The following is an 18,530-nucleotide window of genomic DNA, read 5'->3' on the forward strand; positions in this document are numbered from 1 at the left end:
CGTCTGAAGGAGCGAGGGTCACGACGTCCATCGATAAAGCCAGGTCTCGCTGATCGGTCGCTCGTCGGACTGCAAAACGAGCCGAAGCTCGCAATAGTTCTCGCCGGCAGGGTCTACGTCGAAGGCGACGCGGCAGGACTTTGCCGACGGATTTAAATAGGTGCGAATATTCGTCGCCAATCCCGGAGAGGTCGTCAACGCTGCTTTCAGCTGCGTTGTGCGTTGAGGGTCCGCCAACACGTCGCCGGAAAAGGCGACAATAAAACGGCGGAGCTTGCCGCCCGGCGCACGGCCCGAGCGCGCGCGCATGGCGATCGCCAGCGGCGGCCGCGTCGGCGGCCCCCAGCACCAGAACTGCCGATAGGCGAAGGACATCTCGTTGCCGGCGACCAGAGCGGTCTTGGGCCGCCAATAGGCGACGATATTGGCGTTGATTTCGGATTCCGAGGGAATTTCGACGAGCTGCAGGCCTCCTTCGCCCCATTCGCCGAGCGGTTCGACCCATAGCGAGGGACGGCGCTCCCAGTGCTGCTGGTCGTCCTCATAGTCGTCGATGTCGCGCTGCCGGATCAGCGAGCCAAAGCCCTGCGGATTGTCGTCGACAAAGGAGGAGAACTGCAGACTTTCGCGGTTCGACACGGGTCGCCAGAGCCATTCGCCCTGGCCGCTGAGCATCTGAATGCCGTTGATGTCGGCGACCATCGGCCGCCAATCGTCGAGCCTGGGGCGGTCGAGCGGCGTAAAGAGCGAAGCCCCGGCAAAGCCCGCGATCCCCAAATGATCGACCGCCGTCCGCGGATAGAGCGTCAACTCCGTGTCGATGAGCGTCGCTTCGCCGGGCCGCAGCGTGAAGCGATAGACGCCGGCGACGCTGGGCGAATCGAGCAGAGCATGGATGACGAGCGCGTTGTCGCCGAGCGTGGGCTTCTCGATCCAGAAACTGCGGAAGGCGGGGAACTCCTCGCCGCGCGGATCGGCCGTTCGAATGGAGAGGCCGCGCGCCGTGACGCCCAGATTCTGCCCGCGCGCGACGGCCCGATAGAAACTCGCCCCCTGGAATATGGCGAGTTCCGCTTCAGCGCCGCCATTTTGGGCGTGCAGCACCCGAAAGCCTGAAAAGCTGAGGTCGGGAAGCGTCTCCGGGACATTGAGCGCGCCATAGTCGAAGCGGCTCGCCTCATAAGGCAGTCGCGCGGCGACGGCGGTCTCCACGACGTAGATATCCACAGCAGCCGCAAAAATATGGCCGCGGTGAAGCGGCTCGATGCTGAAACCCGTGTTGTCGTGACGCCAAATCGCCGCGTCGGGCTTCGTCTTGATCCCGACGAATTGTTCGTAGGAGAGATTAGCGAAGGGTTCGGGCAGGTCGGTTCGCGGCGGCGTATACGGCTTTGCGGCCAGCGCGCGGGCAAGTTCGACAACCATGTCGCGCGAGAATGGCGCAGACTTTTGAACAGTCGGGGGGGCGACTTGACTGACGGTCCCCGCGCTTGACGGCGGCGGAACGATTCCCGCCGCGATTGCGCCCAAGCCCGCTTTCAAAACATCTCGACGTTCAAACATGAGCTACCGAAGGAGGCCGATCCGCGCGGTCCATGAACGGGTGATTGAGCCTTGTTGCGGCGCTGGGCTGGCGACAGCCCCTCTATACAAGAAAGCTAAGGAGACAAAATGGTTTTCTTGGCGGTTTTTGAAGGCTGCGCGCGAAAGCCGCGGCGGCTTGCGCTCCGCCGCTCGAATCTGCCAGAACCGCGGCCTGAGCGGCGTCGCACGCCGGCTCCTTACGCCAACGTCTAGCCTTGGGCGCCAGATGCCGAAATCCAGAAGCGCGCTCGCGATCGTCCTTGCCGCCGGCGAAGGCACGCGGATGAAATCCAACCGGCCGAAGGCGCTGCACGAGGTCGCCGGCCGCTCCATGCTCGCCAATGTGCTGTCGAGCGCCGTGACGGCGGGCGTCGGCCGCATCGCCGTGATCGTCGGCCCAGGACGCGACGACGTCGGCGCTGAAGCGCGCCGCTCTATCGCTGGCGCAGACATCTTCGTGCAGAGCGAAAGGCTTGGCACGGCGCACGCCGTTCTCGCCGCGCGCGCCGCCATCGCGGAAGGATGCGACGACCTGCTGGTGCTCTTCGCCGACACGCCGCTGGTGACGGCGCCGACGATCGGCGCCTTGCGCGCCGCCCTTGCGGGGGGCGCCGCCGTCGCCGTTCTGGGGTTTCAGGCGTCGGACCCCTTCGGCTACGGACGGCTGCTGCGCGACGACTCGGGGCGTCTCGTCGCCATCCGCGAGGAAAAAGACGCCACAGATGAAGAACGCGCGGTCACGCTCTGCAACGGCGGTCTGATGGCGATCGACGGGGTAGAGGCGCTGCGCCTGCTGGAAAAGATCGACAACAAAAACGCCAAGGGCGAGTTCTATCTTACCGACGTGGTGGAGCTCGCGCGCGCCGACGGACGCGAAATGAGAGTCGTCATCGCTGACGAAACCGAAGTTCTCGGCGTCAACGACCGTATCCAGCTTGCGCAGGCTGAGGCCCTCGCGCAGACGCGTCTTCGCCGCGCCGCAATGGCCGCGGGCGCGACGATGACCGCGCCGGAGACGGTTTTTCTCTCCGCCGACACCGTGATCGGCCGCGACGTGACGATCGAGCCGCATGTCGTCATCGGACCGGGCGTTGAAATCGCCGACGGCGCGGTGATCCACGCCTTCTCGCATCTTGAAGGCGCGCGCGTCGGCGAACGCGCGAGCGTCGGTCCCTTCGCGCGACTGCGTCCGGGCGCGGCGCTTGCCGAGAAAGCCAAGGTCGGGAATTTCGTCGAGATCAAGAACGCCAATGTCGCGCCAGGCGCCAAGGTCAATCACCTGTCCTACATTGGCGACGCCGACATCGGCGCCAACGCCAATATCGGCGCAGGAACCATTACCTGCAATTACGACGGCTTCCTCAAATATCGCACGACGATCGGCGAAAACGCCTTTATTGGCTCAAACTCGTCGCTTGTCGCGCCAGTCACGATCGGGCAGGGCGCCTATGTCGGGTCCGGCTCCGTCATCACCAAGGATGTTGCGCCCGACGCGCTCGCGGTGGCGCGCGGCCGGCAGATGGAAAAGGCGGGCTGGGCGGTCTCGTTTCGTATGGCGCAGGCGGCGAAAAAGGCGAAGGTGGAATAGGCCGGACTTTCTTTCACGCTCATGCTAAATTAGGCGCTATGATTACGCTTTCCCGCGAGACCGAGGTCTTGGCTGAGCGCCTCGCGGCCGCCCGGCGGGTCTCGGTCGATGAGGCCGTCCGTCAGGCGCTGGAAGCGTCCGCGCGGGCGGCGGGCGTGGCGCCGGCGCAGCGATCCGCGCGCGCGCTGAGCGACGCCGAAATCGCCGCGAAAAAAGCGCGCATTGACCAACTCGTCGCGGAAATTGCCGCCTTGCCGATCCTCGATCCGCGTTCTCCGCAGGAAATCATGGACGACATTAACGAGCTATGATCGTCGTGGATAGCTCGGCATTGATCGCCATCGTCCTGAACGAGCCGGAAAGGGAGGCGTTCGAGGCCATCGTCATCGTCGAGCGTGGCGTGATGTCGGCCGTCAATGTGCATGAGTCCGCATGCGTTTTGCGCGCGCGCCTCGGTGAGGACGGCGTTGCGCTCATGTGGCGGCTTATGGCGGAATTCGAGATTGAGATCGCGCCCTTCGACGCGGCCCAGGCGCGCGCGGCGATCGCCGCCTATGGGCGCTACGGCAAGGGCGTCGATCCCAAGGCGCGCCTCAATCTCGCCGATTGCGCCTCCTATGCGCTCGCCAAGACCCTCGATTGGCCGCTGCTTTTCAAAGGCGCCGACTTTTCGGCGACCGACGTGCGCGCCTGTCGTTTATGAAGCTTGCGGCGAGGCCGAGCGAGCGGGAGCCTCCCTCAACCCTGATTCGCGTCTTTACTCGCGCCCATTCGCTTTGGCGGCGCACTTGCTATTATGCTTTTGGAGGTCGTCATGTGCGGCATTGTGGGAATCATCGGAACGGCTCCGGTCGCCGGGAAAATCGTCGAGGCGCTCAAGCGTCTCGAATATCGGGGCTATGATTCCGCCGGGATCGCCACTCTGGAGAATGGGCGGCTCACCCGTGTGCGGGCGAGCGGCAAGCTCAAGAATCTCGAAGAAAAGCTCGCGACCGCGCCGCTCTCCGGCGCCATCGGCATCGGCCATACGCGCTGGGCCACCCATGGCCGCCCCACCGAGAACAACGCCCATCCGCACGTCAACGACCGCGTCGCGGTGGTTCATAATGGCATCATCGAAAATTTCCGCGAGCTGCGCGCCGAGCTGACGGCGAAAGGCCATGTCTTTTCGAGCGAGACCGACTCCGAGGCCGTCGCCCATCTTGTCGCCGACGCGCTGCGCACTGGCGCGACGCCGGAAAAAGCTGTCGCGGCGGCGTTGAAGCGCCTGAAGGGCGCCTTTGCGCTCGTCTTTCTTTTTGAGGGCGAAAACGATCTTCTGATCGGCGCGCGGCGCGGTTCGCCGCTCGCCGTCGGCTGGAGCGACGAAGGCGCCTATCTCGGCTCCGACGCTCTCGCGCTCGCGCCATTCGCGACGTCCATCGCCTATCTCGACGAGGGCGACTGGGTGACGCTGACGCGCGAAGGCGCGCGCTTCCATGACGCGAGCGACACGCTCGTCGAGCGGCGCTTTCAACCGCTGACGGCCGGATCCTTCCTGGTCGACAAGGGCAACTATCGCCATTTCATGGCCAAGGAAATCCACGAGCAGCCGGAGGTCGTCGGCCGCACGCTGGCGCATTATCTCGATCTGGCCGAGGGCGTCGTGCGCCTGCCGTTCGAATTCAAATTCGATCCGCGCGCGCTCTCGCGCGTGACCATTTCGGCGTGCGGCACGGCCTATTACGCCGGCCTCGTGGCGCGCTACTGGCTTGAGCGATTCGCCCGCCTTTCGGTCGAAATCGATATCGCTTCCGAATTTCGCTACCGCGAGGCGCCGCTGCCCGAGAATGGCTTGACGATTGTGGTCTCGCAGTCCGGCGAAACCGCCGATACGCTCGCCGCGCTGCGCTACGCCCGCGAACAGGGCCAGCACATTCTCTCGATCGTCAACGTCGAGACCTCGACGATCGCGCGCGAGAGCGACACGGTGGCGCAGACATTGGCGGGACCCGAGATCGGGGTCGCCTCGACCAAGGCCTTCACCTGTCAGCTCGCGGTTTTCGCCTGTCTAGCATTGGCGCTGGGCCGCGCGCGCGGCGTAATGAGCAAGGAGCGCGAACGCGAACTGGTCGCCGAGCTTGTCGCGGCGCCGGGGCAGATGGCGCAGGCGCTCGCGCACGAGGCGCAGATCGAACCCGTGGCGCGCGACGTGGCGCGGGCCTCGAGCGTGCTCTATCTCGGTCGTGGACCGGCCTTTCCGCTGGCGCTGGAAGGCGCGCTGAAGCTCAAGGAACTCTCCTATATCCACGCGGAGGGCTATGCGGCGGGAGAACTGAAACATGGGCCGATCGCGCTCATCGACTTCGCCATGCCGGTGATCGTGCTAGCGCCCCCGGACGCGAGCCTAGAAAAAACTGTCTCGAATCTTCAGGAAGTCGCCGCGCGCGGCGGCCACCTGATTCTGATCGGTTCGCCGCACGCCCGGGACGCCGCGGCCGCCGAACTCGCCGGTTTCATCGAAATGCCGGAAAGCGTCGCGGGCCCGTTCGCGGTCATCGTCTACGCCGTTCCGGCGCAGCTCCTCGCCTATCACGTCGCGACCTTCATGGGCAAAGACGTGGATCAGCCGCGCAATCTCGCCAAGAGCGTGACGGTGGAGTAGGGCGCTCAGCCCCTCGTGATGATCTCGACGGCGTTCTGCGCCTCGACAAGGGCGCTCTCGACCGCCGGCATGCCCTGACCGTCCGAATGGGCGAGTAGGACGTTGCCGAAGCGTTTTGGCAAGGCGCGCATCGTGGCGACGATCCCCGGCGCGGCGATGAGGTGATGGTGGCCCCAGCGCGTCAGCCGCACCTCGGCGAGCCGCGCCTTGCCGAACGCCTCCGGCATGAAACGTCGCAGCTCTTCGACGATCGGCGCGGCGAAGGCGGCGCGTTCGCCCGCGAGCAGGCGGGCGCGACCCGCGCGAGGGTCTCGAAACGGCGCATAGACGGTCAGGACGCTGTGATCCTTGGGCCGCTCGGCGGCAGGTAGCACTGCGGTCGCGCTGATTGCGTCGCTGAAGCTCTGGGCGCCCAGGGCCCAGCTGTCATAGGGCAGCTCCGCCGGCGGTCCCTCGAAACAGCAGTTGGCGACGAGATAGCTACCCTGCCGCAACCTGGTCATTTGCGCCGTCGCGGCGGGATCGAGGCCGCGCAGAATGCGGCCGGCGAAAAAGTAGGGCGCGGCGACGACCGCCCAGCGCGCCTCGAGACAGCGGGGCTCCCCAGGGTGTTGCGCGTCGAACCAGCCCACGCGGGCGTAGCCGCCTTCCGCCGGCTCGATCGCGTAAACCGCGGCGCCCGTGACGATGCGTCCCTCGCCGGCGCGTGAAAAGCGCGCCACCAAGGCGCGGGCGATCGCCGCGTTGCCTCCTGGGAAGGCGTAGATCGGCGCGTTGATCTCCGAAAGAAAATTGACGCCCGCATAGGCGGATATTTCGGCCGTGGGCGCGCCGAGCGCCGAGAGGCTGTAGGCGTCAAGCAGGCCGAAGAGTTCGGCGTCGATATGCTCGCGCCGCAGGAATTCGTGCAGGGAGAGCTGGTCCAGCGCAAGCGCCGACTCCGTCGCCTCCCCGATCGGAATATTGGGAAAGTCCGGGCTCTCGCCGAGGCGGCGCAAAAGCGCCTTTAGCCGCTCATAGCCGCTGCGCCATTCACCTTCCCTTGGATCCCCCGCGCCGGCCGCCCCGGATAGCGCTCTGTCGACCGGTTCGCTGACAGGGCGCGGCGTGAGGCCCAGCGTCTCGTACAGCGCCATGAAAGGATGGGATATGTCAACGATATAGGCTGATCCGAGCGCATAATCGACATCGCGCCAACGCTCGGATTTGGCGACGCCGCCAGAGTCCGACTCGCGCTCAAGGACGAGCACGTCGCGATCCCGTAGCAGCGCCGCGACGGCGAGGCCGGCCAGGCCGCCGCCAATAACGACGACGTCGACGCGCCGCTCGGGGGCCGAAAGCGGCGCGCGCCAAAGCCCGTCGCGGATCGCGTGCATGGGCGCGAAACTGTCGCCCGTCCATTCGCCCAGCTGATAGGGCGGCTCTGGCGCCGCTTCGGCGCTCGGCAGGATCAGCTGAGTCGCCAGGGCTCCCAGTCCTGCGATCGTCGCGCGACGCGTCAACATGGCCGCTTCCAAAGACAACAAGCTCGATACTGCATGCCGTTCCACTGAGGGTGAGCGTCGCCATTGACAGGGGGCGGGCTGAACTGGTCTATGCGGGCGACGCCGCGCCTGGCGCGATAGCTTCGATCGGCGCACGATCCCGTCCGAGGGACGCCTCGCGCTTTTCGAAACCAAGTTCTGAACCTGAAAGGACGCGCCGACACTTGCTCGCCTCGATCCCTCCTGTCTATGTCGCGCCCTTCGAACGGGCCTGGCGCAACCGGGAGCTTATCCGCGCCGTCGTGCGGCGCGAGTTCATTTCCCGATTTCGCGGCTCGGCGCTTGGACCGCTCTGGGCGGTGCTCTCGCCGCTCTTCATGCTGCTCACCTATACCGCGCTGTTCTCGATCACGGTTCCGCAGCTTTCCGCCGGCGTGAGCGTCACTGACTATGCAAGCTCGATTTTCATCGGGCTTATTGTCTTCAATCTGTTTAGCGAACTCGCCTATCGGGCGCCAATGCTCTTGCACGAGCATGTCAACTTCGTGAAGAAGTCGATTTTCCCCAGCGAAACCATCGCCTGGACTGCGACGATCCGGGCGTTCACCTACGGTGGAGTGGGCTTCGCCGTCTACATCGTCTTTCGGTTGCTGACGGCAGGAACAATTCCCTTAACGATCGTGCTGACGCCATTTCTGATCGCGCCCTTTTTTCTCTTTACCATTGGCGTCGTGTGGTTTCTGATGGCGCTCGGGGCGTTCACGCGCGACGTCGCCCATATCATGGCCTCCGTCGTGCCGGTGCTCATGTTCGCGACGCCGATCTTCTATCGCCTGGACCAGATCGCCGCCATGTCCGGATCGGTCGCATTGTGGCTTCGTCTCAACATCGTCGGCGATTACATCGAGATGCTGCGTGGCCTTGCGCTTGATGGAACAATTCCAAACATCTTTGGCTATTTCGCGCTTGTCGCGATCTCCTACGCCGTGTTCCTTGGCGGCTATCAGTTTTTCATGCGCTACAAATCGGTCATCGTCGATGTCATCTGAGCCCACAATCCGCTGCGCGGGCGTCGGCAAGGCTTTCCAGCTCTATGCGCATCAGAACGATCAGCTCAAGCAGATCCTGTTTGGCCTATGGAAGAAGTTCTATAAGGACAAATGGGTTCTGCATGACGTCAATTTCACGGTTGAGCGAGGCGAGCGCGTCGGCATCGTGGGACGCAACGGCGCCGGCAAGACAACGCTACTGCAGATTCTGTGCGGCATTACCCAGCCAACGAAGGGCGATTTCAGGGTCGGCGGCCGTATCGCGCCAATTTTGGCGCTCGGCTCGGGCTTCGACGGCCTGCTGACGGGGCGCGAAAACGCCCGCATCGGCGCGGCGATCCTGGGGCTGTCGCGCAAGGAGGTCGACGCGTGCATCGAAGACATCGCCGCCTTCGCGGACATCGGGCCATTTTTTGAGCAGCCGATGCGCACCTATTCGATGGGCATGATCGCGCGAGTGGCTTTCGCGATCTGCGCCTACGCCAAGGCCGACGTGCTCATCGTCGATGAAGCGCTTTCGGTCGGCGACGAAATATTTCAGCGCAAGTGCGAGAAATATATCGCCGAATTCGCCAAAACCGGCACCATTCTGATGGTGTCGCACGATCTCAACTTTCTCGCCTCTCTGTGCAACCGCGTGCTCTGGCTGGAAGACGGCGTCGTGCGCGAGATCGGCGACCCGGCGAAGGTGGTCGCCAACTACCGTAAGGCGATGCGCGCCGAAGAAACTCAGGCGAGCGGCGTCGCGTAGGCGTCCCGCGCGGATGAAGCGCGTTGGCCGAGAAGGCGCTTGGGCTTTGGGCTGCGGTTGAGCCGGGCAAGGAGCCAAACTGAAACGCCGACTTCGGCGAGGGCGAGCGCGGCAAGCAGCAAGACGAACAGCCCATTGATGCGCAGAAGCGATTCAAGCGCGACGAGAAAGCCGATGTGCACGGCTGGAACCGCAATCGTGGCGAGGCCTCCCGCCGCGCCGCGCCGGCCGGTGATGTTCCCGAATGTCAGGACGAGCGCCAGCGCGAGGAGCGTATGGGCAAAGGCGAGCGCCGGCACGCCGAAGCGCTTCGCCGCCTCGGCCGTCCACTCTCCGAGCTGGCGCGGATCGCCCCGCGCCGCAGCATAATTGGCGAGAAAGGCGCCGGCCGACAATTCATAGACGCCGCGCCAGCCCCGGTCGGGCAGCGATGCGCTGCCCTGCATCGGCAACGCCATGGCGTATTCATCGAAATTGGCGATGCGCACGTCGCCTGTCGTCAATGAGCGCGTCTGGATGCTGCCGTTGGAGAGCGCGACGATCACCCCTGATTCATTGCGGCGAAATTCCGCGCGCGCCGCCGTCACCGTCTCTTCCTGCATCTTTTCGATGGACAGCTGACGCACGAACAGATTGACCGCAAGGTCAGGCGTCTCCCAACGCTCGATGTAGAGCGTCTTCACGCCATTGTCGAAAGTGTAGAAACGCGCCGCGTCGAGCATACGATGGTTAAGCGAATTGCGCACGACATTGAGCACATCCTGCATGCCGCTCGAATAGTAGGGCGCCGCGAAATTGGCGAGCAGATAGCCGAGGACGACGACGCCGGCCGCCAAGACCAGTGCTGGGCGGCAGATGGCCCAGACGGAAAGGCGCAGCGCGTAGAGAACGGCGATCATGCCTTCGCTCGACATGCGGCCGAACTCGAGCGCGGTGGCGACGCCAACCGCCATCGGCAAAGTCACGTAAGCCACCGTCGGAGTCACCCCGATCAAAGCGGGAATGACAAGGCCGCCGCGCACGGCGGCCGGCGGCAGTTGGTAAAGCAGATATGACAAGACGACCGGAATGGAGAGCGCGAACTGCACGATGAGCACGCCGAACCCAATGCGCTTGAACAGATAGCGGAACAACAGGCGCGGCATGGCGGGGGCTCCGCGCTATCGCTCGGCGTCGCGCCGAGCGGCAAAGAAAGTTCGCGTCGCGCCGCCCAAGCCGAAGAGCGGCGCGCCGGCGCAAAGCGGGCCATGAGGCGAGACGCCGCGCGTCACTGCTTGAACCTCGCCCAGGCGGCCTGCGAATAGTGCGTCCACGCCTCATCGAACACGCCATTCTTCGGCAGCGCTGTCGCGCCGGCCCAATGCGCGAAATAGATCTCCTTGCCTTCGTAGTCGACGGGCTTGCCGTTCTTAAATTCGACGCCTGGCGCCTTGTAGAAGCTTTCGTGGGAGGCGCCCGCGATGACGTTCGGCAAAAGCTCGATTTTCAGGCCCCGGCGGTGCGTGACGAAATTGACGAGCGGCTGGGCGAAGAGCTGACCGCGCTTGCGCACGTCATGGAAAATGACGGCGTCGTCGCGGATCGTCTCGATGAAATCGGACAGCTTCAGATATTGATTCGATGTGATCCAGAATCCGTCATTGAAGAGGAGCGCGTCCTTGAGAAACGGATAGTGGTCGCGTCTGTCGTTGTAGACATATTCGAAGCTCGGCGAGGCGACGATGAACTCCGTCTTGCCTTTGTCCAGACGGCCGAACAGCGGCGTGAAGTCGCGAAACAGAATGACGTCCACGTCGACATAGGCGACTTCATCAAGCGGCAGCGCGAGCGCTTGCAGCTTTCGCAGCCGACGGCGATTGGTGTTGAAGATGCCGGGATAAAGTTCGTGCGAGAGCTTGTCGATTTCGGTCGGCTCTTCGCCGACGTAATGCGCCCCGTAGATTTCCGCGGCGCGGCGCGTCATGCCGACATTGTCGTCATAGGGAATGAGATAAAGCGGCAGCGTGGAATTTGTGTCTCGGTAGCTTTCGAGAAAAGGGAGCAGCCAGTCGATGATTTTGTCATTGCCGACGATGGCGACGCCGTACCGCTTGGCGGGCGCGGCGGGGGCGGGGCTGGGCGCCGCGGCGCCCTCGGGTGATAAGACTGGATTTGGGACGCGAAGCCTCATATACGGGATGTATTTGAAAATGGCGGGCAAAAGCAAGGGGCGGCTCGGCATTGAGGGAAGATGCGGGTCGGACGCCTCAATCTGAAACAGCAGCGAGTCGGCGCGCCTGAGAGGCCGAGCGCGCGATTTTCGTATGATATTTGAGAACGATCGACCATGTTGCAGCACGATGTCTGATACGATGGGCCACATTTCGTCATCCGCGGCGCGGGGGTCGGAGACCGCAGGCCCGCAGGCGCGGCCTTTCGCCGGCAAAACCGTCGCCGTCGTTCATGCCGCCTGGCACAGTTGCGGCAGTTATCAGGTGAACGTCAGTCAGATCGCCGCCTATAAGGCGCTTGGCGCGCGCGTCGTGTCTGTCGCGATGATGGACGATCTCGCCCGCCGCCCGCCGCGCGGCGGGCGCTGGACAGCCTATTTTGAGGCGTCGCGCGACATCGGCGCCGATCGCCGCTTTTATTCGGGCGCGCCGTTCTCCGCCTTGGCGTCCCGGTTGCTCGTCGATGGCTGGTGGCGACTGATCCACGGCGATCAGGCGTCATGGCTCATCGAACTCGCAAAGCGCGCGCCCTTGCCCGAAGGATTCGAGAGCGAGTCGATCGACTTCATTCACGCCAATCATTACTTCACGCTGCCCTTCGCGGAAAGGCTGATGCGCGGCCGTAAAGTTCCAGTCGTTTTGGAGACGCAGGACATTCAGGCGCGCCAATATGTGTTGCGCAACAAGGGCGGGTTCTTCGTCACGCCCCATGCGACTTACGACGATATGCTCGAGGTCGAACTCTCATGGATGCGCCGCGCCGATCTTTGCGCGCATCTCAATGAGGAAGAGCATCGCGATTTTCAAAAGCTCCTTCCGGAGTTGCGACATGCGCTCATCTATCCGGCGGTGGCGTCGGCACCCTTGGCGCGGGGACGCGACATCATCATCGTGGCGAGCGACAATTACGCCAATTACATGAGCCTTCGCTGGTTCTTGCAGGAGGTCATGCCCTTTGCGAGCGGCGCCCGCGTCGCGATCTACGGCAATATCGACGGCGGCGTGAAGAGACGCGACGCGGCGCTCTATGAGTCGCATCGCGCGTTGTTCAAAGGCCGCGTTGACGACATCGGCGCAGTTTACGCCAACGCCGGCTGCGTGCTGCTCCCGACTGTTGAAGGCCACGGCCTGTCGATCAAGGCGGTCGAGGCGCTCTCCTGTGGCGCGCCCCTGATCGCGGCCCCGCTGGCATTCCGCGGCATGCAGGTCGATCCCGCCAAATTGGGAAATGTCGCTCTCGCCGAAAACGCCAGGCAATTTGCAGCGTTGTGGCGCGACGCTCAGGCGCGGGCCGTAAGCGGAGAATCTGCAGAGCCGGAGCGAAGCGACACGCGCCGCCTGTACGAAGACGCGTTCAGCCCCGAAGCTTATGCGCACGCTTTGGCGATGGCCGCCGCCACGCTCTGAATCATGCCCGTAAAGCTACGCGGCAATTGTCGGAACAGCGAGTTCTGCATAGGCTGCGGCTCGCGCCAGCTGGAGGAACGGGTTGAGCGTTGCATCGAGGGATTGCTTGGCCTGCGCGCAGCGTCCGCTTCTTGGCCGGCGTGTCGCGCTTATCCACCCGGCTTGGCACTCCTGCGGCACCTATCGCGTCGTCCTTGGCCAGATCGCCGCCTATCGCGCGCTGGGGGCCGAAGTTTTTCCGATCGCGGTCAGTTCCGATCCAGGCTTCGTTCCGGGTCGGAACTGGCTTTGGAAATCTTTCAACCAGGCGACTGCGGAACTTGATGGCGGCGCGCGCTATTACGGCGGCGCGCCGTTCCACGCGATGCTCTCGCCCCGCTTTTTGCGTGACGTGCTGTGGCCCTATCTCCATGGCGATCAGGCGGTGGTGCGTCTCGCCATGGCGGAGCGCACGCGGCTGTCGCCCGCCATCGAGGGCGCGACGTTCGATCTCGTGCATTGCAACCACTTTTTTCTGATGCCGATTGCGCGCCGTCTCGCGCGCGGCGCCGCGCCGATCCTGCTCGACACGCATGATCTGCAGGCGCGGCAATTCGCGCTGATCAACGAAACAATGCCGTGGCTGTCCCCGCGCGCCTCCTACGAATCGATGCTGGCGCAGGAACTTGAGGCGATGCGCGGCGCGGATCTGCTGCTGCATCTCAATGCGCAGGAAGCCGAAGACTTTCGCGCTCTGATTCCCGAGAAAGCGCATGCGCTGCTCTATCCCGCAACGCCTGAGGCGCCGACCGGCCCTGGCGGGCCGGACATCGTTCTTGTCGCGAGCAACAACACCGCCAATGTCGAAAGCGTCGTCTGGTTTTTGCGCGAAGTCGCGCCGAAAGCGCCGGGCGTCACGGTGAAGATCGTCGGCAACGTCGACGCGGGGGTGCGTTCAAAGGCGCCGGAGCAATACGCCGCCTACAAGGACTGGTTTCTGGGTCGGGTCGAAGATCCCGGCGTCGTCTACGCGAACGCCCGCCTCGCGCTGCTTCCGACGATCAGCGGCACGGGCCTTTCGATCAAAACGGTCGAAGCGCTGTCGAGCGGCCTGCCGCTGATCGCCACTAGGCAGGCGATGCGCGGGTTGGATGAGGCAGCGTCGCGCCTTTCCGGCGTCGTCATTGTCGATTCAGCCCAAGAATTCGCCGACGCGCTGAGCCGGACGGCCGCCAGCGCGCCTTTGGACGAAGCGGGGCGGCGCGGCAGCCCGGCGCGCCGCTATTACGAGTCGCGGCTTTCGCTCGCGGCCTATAAGGCGAGCCTCGGCGTCCTCGCAGCCGCGCTGATCAGCGCCGGATCAGGGGAGTAGTTTCCGGGAAAATCAGCATGTTGCGCGAAAGTGTGTCCCATCGGCAACGGCGCCGGAAAAACGCCGTTGCAGACCCCTGCGGTAATTACGTCTTAGGTTTGATGGTGATACTTTGCATTCGAAACTGCCGTTCGTCCCAAGCGGACGAGCTTATTGGAGGCGCCTCGGATGACTTTCAGAACTTATATTGTCGGCGCCTTTGCGTCGGTGCTGGCGGTGAGCGCCGTTTCGGCGGCTGACCTCCCGATTTACAAGGCTCCGCCGCCGCCGCCGCCGCCGCCGGTCTTCAGCTGGGAAGGCTTCCACATCGGCATCAGCGGCTCTTACGCCGGCGGCGTTTCCAGCCAATATTCGCAAACCTACCTGCTGACCGGCACCTTCCTGGCGATTCCGACATCGACTTCGTTCGGCACGAGCGGATATTTGGTCGGTTACCAGAACGGCTATAACTGGGTGTTCGCCAACGGTCTCGTCGCTGGTTACGAAAGCGAATTCAACTACGCCGACGTTCGCGTGACGAATGCGGGCTCCTATTTCGGAGGCGGCGCCAGCAGCCGCCTGCAATGGTTTGGCATGGAGCGCCTGCGCTTCGGCTACGCCTTCGGCCGGTTTCTGCCTTACATCACGGGCGGCCTGGCCTATGGCAAGGTGCGTCCTTATGGCCAGCAGGGTGTGTTCCCCGTCAACCAGTCCGTGTGGCAGGGCGGTTTCGCCATCGGCGCCGGCATCGAATACGCCATCCTCGACAATTGGACCGTCAAGGCGGAGTACATCTTCACCCGCATGAAGGGGGCCTCCAGCGCGAACCTCGGCTTCCCGTTCGCTTACCGCACCGGCGCCGGCAACTATCTGGATACGAACATCGCCCGCATCGGCGTGAATTATCAGGTCAAGAGCATCGGCGCGCTGATCGGCATGCCTGAACTCGGCCTCTGATCGACCGTCCTCCCCCGACGTCGACGAAGCCCGGCCTCGCGGCCGGGCTTTTTTTGTTGGCGCTCCGATGCGATATTCTCGTGGAATGATCCGCAACGCCCCGCTTGCCCACCCTTCGGCTCTGAGTCTCGCGCAGCTCAGCGAGCGCTCCCGCGAAATTTTCAGGCATATCGTCGACAGCTATCTCGCCTCAGGCGATCCAGTCGGCTCGCGCAATCTCGCCCGGCTCCTGCCGATGACGCTGTCACCCGCCTCGGTGCGCAATGTCATGCAGGATCTGGAGGAGCTCGGCCTCATCTATGCGCCGCATACGAGCGCCGGACGTCTTCCAACCGAGCTTGGGCTGCGCTTTTTCGTCGATTCCATGCTGCAGATCGGCGACGTTGAGGAGAATGAGCGCGCGCGCATCGCCGCCGAAGTTGAAGCGGCTTCCAAAGATCATGATTTTCCCGGCGTCCTTGCGGAAGCGACGAGTCTGCTGTCGGGACTGACGCGCGTCGCCGGCGTCGTCGTCGCATCCAAGGGCAATGTGCGCTTGAAGCAGATCGATTTCGTGCGGCTCGAGCCCGAGCGGGCTCTGGTTATTCTGGTCGCCGACGACGGATCGGTCGAAAACCGCGTGATTCCCGTCGCGCGCGATCTCCCGGCCTCGGCGCTTACCGAAGCCGCCAACTATCTGAATGCGCGCGTCTGCGGACGGACAATCGCGGAAGCGCGCGCAAGCATCGAAAGCTCGCGTCAGGCCGCACAAATGGAGCTCGACGAACTCGCCGCGCGGATCGTCGAAGCCGGGCTGGCGACCTGGGCGGGCGCCATGGGCGAATCGCGGCAGCTGATCGTGCGCGGGCAGGCGCATCTTCTTGAGGACCTGACCGCCGCCGTCGACCTCGAACGCGTTCGGCTGCTGTTTGCCGATCTCGAAACAAAGACCGAGGTCATCGACCTTTTGGAGCGCGCCGAGCAGGGCGAAGGGGTCCGCATCTTCATCGGCTCGGAGAACAAGCTGTTCTCGCTGTCAGGCTCATCGATGATTGCTGCGCCGCTGCGCGACAGCGAACGCCGGATCATCGGCGCGCTCGGCGTCATTGGCCCGACCCGGATCAACTACGCTCGGATCGTGCCCATGGTCGACTATACGGCCAGGGTCGTGGCGCGAGTCATCGGAGGGTAAATCGGCTGCTCAGGCGGAGCGGGCGATAGCCGACAGGGTCACGAGAAACTCTGCGGATCGACGTCCACCTGCACGCGCACGCCGCCGCGCTCCTTCGGTCCGCCCGCGAGCATGTCGCGCAGAAACGCCTGCATGTCGGCGCTGCGCGGTCCTTTGGCCAGCAAGCGGAATCGATAGCGGCCGCGGATAAGCGCGATGGGCGCCTCCGCCGGACCAAGCAGCGCGATTTCATTCTGCTCTGGCCAGGCGCCGGGCGCGGCGACTCTGTAGCGCGGCGATGGCGGCAGTTCATGCGCCGCGCGCGCGAGCGCGCGCGCATGCGCTTCCGCCGTGGCGGCGTCCTTGGCGGAAACGATCAGCGCGGCGAGACGGCCGAAGGGCGGAAGTCCCGCGCGCTCGCGTATGGCGATCTCCTGTTCGTAGAACTTTTCCGCGTCTCCCGAGAGAAGCGCCGCGATCACCGGATGCGCCGGGTGAAACGTCTGGATCAGCGCGTGGCCGGGCTTGTCGCCGCGCCCGGCGCGTCCTGTAACCTGATTGAGCAGCTGAAATGTGCGCTCGGCGGCGCGTGGATCGCCGCTGCCCAGGCCCAGATCCGCGTCGATGACGCCGACAAGCGTGAGAAATGGAAAATTGTGGCCTTTGGCGACGAGCTGCGTGCCGATGACGATATCGAAGGCGCCTTTGGCGATCTCCTCCAATTCGCGCCGCAGCCGGTCCGCGCCGCCAGGAAAATCCGACGAGAGGACGAGTGTGCGCGCATCTGGAAAGAGCGTCGCCGCTTCTTCGGCGAGCCGCTCGACGCCCGGTCCGCAAGCGGCGAGCGAATCCTCGCTGCCGCACTCCGGGCACAGGTTCGGACGGCGCTCGATATGGCCGCAATGATGGCACATGAGCGCACGCCGAAAACGATGCTCGACGAGCCACGCGTCGCAATTTTCGCAGCGGAAGCGATGGCCGCATGTGCGGCAAACCGTCAGCGGCGCATAGCCCCGCCGATTGAGAAAGAGCAGCGCCTGCTCGCCGCGCGCGATCGTTTCGCCGACCGCCAACGCCAGCCGCGGCGCGATCCATCGGCCGCGCGGCGGGCCTTCCTTGCGCATGTCGATCGCTTCGAGCGTCGGCATGAGGCGTGCGCGCGCCCGCGAATCGAGTCGCAGATAGCCGTAGCGCCCGCGCATGGCGTTGACGCGGGTTTCGATGGAGGGCGTCGCCGAGGCGAGAACGATCGTGGCTTCCTCCATCCGCGCGCGCACGACCGCCATGTCGCGCGCGTGATAGCTCACGCCGTCATCTTGCTTGTAGGCGCCTTCATGCTCCTCATCGACGACGATCAGCCGCAAATCCGAAAAGGGCAGGAACAGCGCCGAGCGCGCGCCGACGACTACGCGAACGTCGCCCGTCGCGCAGCCGCGCCAGATGCGCGCGCGTTTGCGCGCCCCGACGCCGGAATGCCACTCGGCCGGCTTTTCGCCGAAACGGTCCGCGAAACGCTCAAGAAATTGAGTGGTGAGCGCGATTTCCGGCATCATGACGAGCGCCTGTCCGCCTGCCTCCAGCGCCCGGGCGATCGCCTCGAAATAGACCTCGGTTTTGCCCGATCCGGTGACGCCCTCGAGCAGAAAAGGCTTGAACGCCCGCGGCGAAAGCGACGCCTTCAGGGCATCGGCGGCGTCTTGTTGCGCAGGCTCCAACGCCGGCGCAGCGAAGAGAGGATCGAGCGGCGGCGAAATCGGCGCCGGCGCGGCGGCGATCGCCTCCAGCGCGCCCTCATCGACAAGCGCGTCGATGACGCCTGACGAGCAGGCGGCGGCTTCGGCAAGCGCTTTCTTGGCGAAAGCAACGCCGCCTTCCGCGGCTTTGAGGACGCGGGCGCGCGTCGGCGTCAATCGTTCCGGCGCGACGCCGCTCGCGCGATAAAGAATACGCGGCGCCTCAGGCCCGGCGTCTTCGGCCGCGCGTGTGGCGAGCCGTAGCGCCATGCCGCGGGGGCTAAGCGTGTAGCGCGCGAGCCAGTCGATGAAGCTGCGCAGCTTTTGCGAAAGCGGCGGCCGGTCTAGACGTGCGCTGACCGTCTTGAGATTCCCGCCCGGGCCGGAGTCGCCGTCGATCGACCAGACGACGCCATAAGCCTCCCGGCGTCCCAATGGCGCCGTGACGCTATCGCCGGGGGAAAGCCGCATCGCCGCCGGGGCGAGGTAGGAATAGGTCGTATCGACCGCGACGGGCGCCAAGATCTCGACGACTCGCGCTCTTTCTTGCTCGTCCTGCGCCGCGCTCATGCCGAGGGCTTAATCCATTTCCCACCCTCAGCGAAAATTTTCTGGAACGAAGCGGCGTGCGACCGGGTTCGAG

General features: G+C 64.5%; 15 protein-coding genes. 10 read left to right on the plus strand and 5 right to left on the minus strand.

From position 1 onward, the window contains the following. Positions 1-18 precede the first annotated feature (18 nt). On the minus strand, positions 19-1,563 hold the full coding sequence (locus IYW40_RS20215; RefSeq protein WP_196402007.1) for a glucan biosynthesis protein: 1,545 nt from the start codon (positions 1,561-1,563) through the stop codon (positions 19-21). Positions 1,564-1,810: 247 nt separating this feature from the next. Here IYW40_RS20215 and glmU point away from each other — a divergent pair, with 247 nt between their 5' ends. The 4 genes from glmU to glmS all read left to right on the plus strand — a co-directional run bounded on the left by glmU (position 1,811) and on the right by glmS (position 5,816). Beyond that, positions 1,811-3,172 carry a bifunctional UDP-N-acetylglucosamine diphosphorylase/glucosamine-1-phosphate N-acetyltransferase GlmU gene (gene glmU, locus IYW40_RS20220; RefSeq protein ID WP_196402008.1) on the plus strand — a complete coding sequence of 454 codons (1,362 nt, stop codon included), beginning with the start codon at positions 1,811-1,813 and terminating at the stop codon, positions 3,170-3,172. Positions 3,173-3,210: 38 nt separating this feature from the next. Then, positions 3,211-3,483: a hypothetical protein gene (locus IYW40_RS20225; RefSeq protein ID WP_196402009.1), complete on the plus strand. Its 273-nt coding sequence runs from the start codon at positions 3,211-3,213 to the stop codon at positions 3,481-3,483. Further along, a complete protein-coding gene (locus IYW40_RS20230; protein WP_196402010.1) occupies positions 3,480-3,875 on the plus strand; it encodes a type II toxin-antitoxin system VapC family toxin in 396 nt (131 codons plus the stop codon). The genes IYW40_RS20225 and IYW40_RS20230 overlap by 4 nt, the downstream gene beginning before the upstream one ends. Before the next feature lie 111 nt (positions 3,876-3,986). After that, complete coding sequence (gene glmS, locus IYW40_RS20235) at positions 3,987-5,816, plus strand: glutamine--fructose-6-phosphate transaminase (isomerizing) (protein WP_196402011.1); 1,830 nt, start codon at positions 3,987-3,989, stop codon at positions 5,814-5,816. A gap of 5 nt (positions 5,817-5,821) precedes the next feature. On the opposite strand, the gene IYW40_RS20240 is transcribed toward glmS, so the two are convergent. Then, positions 5,822-7,321, minus strand: coding sequence for an NAD(P)-binding protein (locus tag IYW40_RS20240; RefSeq protein WP_196402012.1), 1,500 nt, complete (start codon positions 7,319-7,321; stop codon positions 5,822-5,824). 203 nt (positions 7,322-7,524) lie between these two features. Between IYW40_RS20240 and IYW40_RS20245 the strand changes: the two genes are divergently transcribed. Both IYW40_RS20245 and IYW40_RS20250 read left to right on the plus strand, forming a co-directional pair. Next, complete coding sequence (locus IYW40_RS20245) at positions 7,525-8,349, plus strand: ABC transporter permease (RefSeq protein ID WP_196402013.1); 825 nt, start codon at positions 7,525-7,527, stop codon at positions 8,347-8,349. Continuing rightward, on the plus strand, positions 8,339-9,100 hold the full coding sequence (locus IYW40_RS20250) for an ABC transporter ATP-binding protein (protein ID WP_196402014.1): 762 nt from the start codon (positions 8,339-8,341) through the stop codon (positions 9,098-9,100). The genes IYW40_RS20245 and IYW40_RS20250 overlap by 11 nt, the downstream gene beginning before the upstream one ends. On the opposite strand, the gene IYW40_RS20255 is transcribed toward IYW40_RS20250, so the two are convergent. Next, positions 9,079-10,245, minus strand: a complete 1,167-nt coding sequence (locus IYW40_RS20255) for an LptF/LptG family permease (protein WP_196402015.1) — start codon at positions 10,243-10,245, stop codon at positions 9,079-9,081. The genes IYW40_RS20250 and IYW40_RS20255 overlap by 22 nt on opposite strands. A gap of 122 nt (positions 10,246-10,367) precedes the next feature. Next, positions 10,368-11,270: a hypothetical protein gene (locus IYW40_RS20260; protein WP_246720926.1), complete on the minus strand. Its 903-nt coding sequence runs from the start codon at positions 11,268-11,270 to the stop codon at positions 10,368-10,370. A gap of 169 nt (positions 11,271-11,439) precedes the next feature. On the opposite strand from IYW40_RS20260, the gene IYW40_RS20265 reads away from it, so the two are divergent. From IYW40_RS20265 to hrcA, 4 genes are all read left to right on the plus strand, one after another. After that, the gene (locus tag IYW40_RS20265; RefSeq protein WP_246720929.1) at positions 11,440-12,717 is read left to right on the plus strand and encodes a glycosyltransferase; all 1,278 of its coding nucleotides are present in this window, start codon (positions 11,440-11,442) and stop codon (positions 12,715-12,717) included. Between the two features lie 82 nt (positions 12,718-12,799). After that, positions 12,800-14,068: a glycosyltransferase gene (locus IYW40_RS20270; protein ID WP_196402017.1), complete on the plus strand. Its 1,269-nt coding sequence runs from the start codon at positions 12,800-12,802 to the stop codon at positions 14,066-14,068. A 168-nt stretch (positions 14,069-14,236) separates the two neighbouring features. After that, positions 14,237-15,004 carry an outer membrane beta-barrel protein gene (locus IYW40_RS20275; protein ID WP_196402018.1) on the plus strand — a complete coding sequence of 256 codons (768 nt, stop codon included), beginning with the start codon at positions 14,237-14,239 and terminating at the stop codon, positions 15,002-15,004. 85 nt (positions 15,005-15,089) lie between these two features. Further along, complete coding sequence (gene hrcA, locus IYW40_RS20280; protein WP_175092819.1) at positions 15,090-16,175, plus strand: heat-inducible transcriptional repressor HrcA; 1,086 nt, start codon at positions 15,090-15,092, stop codon at positions 16,173-16,175. Between the two features lie 38 nt (positions 16,176-16,213). Here hrcA and IYW40_RS20285 read toward each other — a convergent pair whose 3' ends face one another. Further along, positions 16,214-18,457: a primosomal protein N' gene (locus IYW40_RS20285; RefSeq protein ID WP_196402019.1), complete on the minus strand. Its 2,244-nt coding sequence runs from the start codon at positions 18,455-18,457 to the stop codon at positions 16,214-16,216. Positions 18,458-18,530 lie beyond the last annotated feature (73 nt).

It is taken from the genome of Methylocystis sp. H4A (assembly GCF_015709545.1).
In the GTDB taxonomy this organism is placed as follows: Bacteria; Pseudomonadota; Alphaproteobacteria; order Rhizobiales; family Beijerinckiaceae; genus Methylocystis; species Methylocystis silviterrae.

Excerpts from the sequence above, each read along its gene's own strand:
- IYW40_RS20285 (WP_196402019.1), bottom strand. The coding sequence starts at position 18,457 with ATGAGCGCGGCGCAGGACGAGCAAGAAAGAGCGCGAGTCGTCGAGATC.
- IYW40_RS20230 (WP_196402010.1), top strand. The coding sequence starts at position 3,480 with ATGATCGTCGTGGATAGCTCGGCATTGATCGCCATCGTCCTGAACGAG.
- hrcA (WP_175092819.1), top strand. The coding sequence starts at position 15,090 with ATGATCCGCAACGCCCCGCTTGCCCACCCTTCGGCTCTGAGTCTCGCG.
- IYW40_RS20215 (WP_196402007.1), bottom strand. The coding sequence starts at position 1,563 with ATGTTTGAACGTCGAGATGTTTTGAAAGCGGGCTTGGGCGCAATCGCG.
- IYW40_RS20250 (WP_196402014.1), top strand. The coding sequence starts at position 8,339 with ATGTCATCTGAGCCCACAATCCGCTGCGCGGGCGTCGGCAAGGCTTTC.
- glmU (WP_196402008.1), top strand. The coding sequence starts at position 1,811 with ATGCCGAAATCCAGAAGCGCGCTCGCGATCGTCCTTGCCGCCGGCGAA.
- IYW40_RS20265 (WP_246720929.1), top strand. The coding sequence starts at position 11,440 with ATGTCTGATACGATGGGCCACATTTCGTCATCCGCGGCGCGGGGGTCG.
- glmS (WP_196402011.1), top strand. The coding sequence starts at position 3,987 with ATGTGCGGCATTGTGGGAATCATCGGAACGGCTCCGGTCGCCGGGAAA.
- IYW40_RS20260 (WP_246720926.1), bottom strand. The coding sequence starts at position 11,270 with ATGAGGCTTCGCGTCCCAAATCCAGTCTTATCACCCGAGGGCGCCGCG.
- IYW40_RS20240 (WP_196402012.1), bottom strand. The coding sequence starts at position 7,321 with ATGTTGACGCGTCGCGCGACGATCGCAGGACTGGGAGCCCTGGCGACT.
- IYW40_RS20275 (WP_196402018.1), top strand. The coding sequence starts at position 14,237 with ATGACTTTCAGAACTTATATTGTCGGCGCCTTTGCGTCGGTGCTGGCG.
- IYW40_RS20225 (WP_196402009.1), top strand. The coding sequence starts at position 3,211 with ATGATTACGCTTTCCCGCGAGACCGAGGTCTTGGCTGAGCGCCTCGCG.
- IYW40_RS20255 (WP_196402015.1), bottom strand. The coding sequence starts at position 10,245 with ATGCCGCGCCTGTTGTTCCGCTATCTGTTCAAGCGCATTGGGTTCGGC.